Raw genomic sequence first — 1,445 nt, 5'->3', positions numbered from 1 at the left:
CCTCAAGGACTACCCCGGCGCCGTCCTGGCCATCACCCACGACCGCTACTTCCTCGACAACGTCGCGGAGTGGATCCTCGAGCTCGACCGGGGCAAGACGCACCCCTACGAGGGCAACTACTCGACGTACCTGGAGACCAAGAAGGAACGTCTCAAGATCGAGGGCCAGAAGGACGTCAAGCGCGCGAAGATGCTCGAGAAGGAGCTCGAGTGGGTTCGCTCCAACGCCAAGGCCCGCCAGACCAAGTCCAAGTCGCGGCTGGCCCGCTACGAGGAGATGGCCAACGAGGCCGACAAGGCCCGCAAGATCGACACCGCGGACATCAACATCCCGCCGGGCCCGCGGCTCGGTGACGTGGTGCTCGAGGGCCGTCACCTGGTGAAGGGCTTCGAGGGCCGCACCCTGTGGAACGACATCTCCTTCACGCTGCCCCGTGCCGGCATCGTCGGCATCGTGGGTCCCAACGGTGTCGGCAAGACCACGCTGTTCCGGATGATCACCGGCGACGAGAAGCCCGACACCGGCGAGCTCGTGGTCGGGCAGACGGTCAAGCTCTCCTACGTCGACCAGAGCCGCGGCGGCATCGACCCCACGAAGAACGTCTGGGAGGTCGTCTCCGACGGTCTCGACTTCATCAAGGTCGCCAACTTCGAGATGAACTCGCGGGCGTACGTCGCCTCGTTCGGCTTCAAGGGCCCCGACCAGCAGAAGAAGGCCGGCGTCCTGTCCGGTGGTGAGCGCAACCGTCTCAACCTGGCGCTGACGCTCAAGCAGGGTGGCAACGTGCTGCTGCTCGACGAGCCCACCAACGACCTGGACGTCGAGACGCTGTCCGCGCTCGAGGATGCCCTCCTCGACTACCCGGGCTGTGCCGTGGTCACCTCGCACGACCGGTGGTTCCTGGACCGCGTCGCGACCCACATCCTGGCGTGGGAGGGCAACGAGGAGGACCCCGCCGCGTGGTTCTGGTTCGAGGGCAACTTCGCGTCGTACGAGGAGAACAAGATCGAGCGTCTCGGTGTCGAGGCCGCCCGCCCGCACCGGGTGACGCACCGCCGGCTGACGCGCGACTGAGGCGCGCACGCACCAGCACGACCACCTACGACGGCCCGGCTCGCGCGATGCGTGCCGGGCCGTCGTCGTGACGTCTGGTGCGGGTGGCTCCGGGCCGCCCGAGCGGGTCAGGGGCCGGTGGCCCCGTCGCGCAGGTCCATCTCCGGGTGCCCGCTGATGAGGTGGTCGGTGACAGCGTCCATCGCCCGCCCGACGGCCGCGAAGTCGGCGCCGTCCACGCGGTCGACGAGGTGGGCGCGGACGCCCTCGACGTGGCGCGGAGCCGCCTCGACCAGGAGCTCGTAGCCCTTGTCGGTCATCGTCGCGACGATGCCGCGACCGTCCTCGGGGGTGCTGCCGCGGACGACGTACCCGGCCCGCTGCATGCGGT

Annotated in this window: 2 protein-coding genes; one reads left to right on the top strand and one right to left on the bottom strand. The window is 68.9% G+C overall.

The window, feature by feature from the left end; translation table 11 throughout:
• Positions 1-1,075 (top strand): ATP-binding cassette domain-containing protein (locus tag ACXJKL_RS21035; RefSeq protein WP_457208939.1); only part of this gene is annotated, 1,075 nt, incomplete at its 5' end.
• Positions 1,076-1,182: 107 nt separating this feature from the next.
• Here the strand turns inward: ACXJKL_RS21035 and ACXJKL_RS21030 are convergent.
• Positions 1,183-1,445 (bottom strand): MarR family winged helix-turn-helix transcriptional regulator (locus tag ACXJKL_RS21030; protein ID WP_457208938.1); only part of this gene is annotated, 263 nt, incomplete at its 5' end.

Source organism: Nocardioides sp. P5_C9_2, assembly GCF_054049555.1.
The sequence above is the reverse complement of the archived record's forward strand: the minus strand, read 5'-3'. Positions and strand labels throughout refer to the sequence as shown.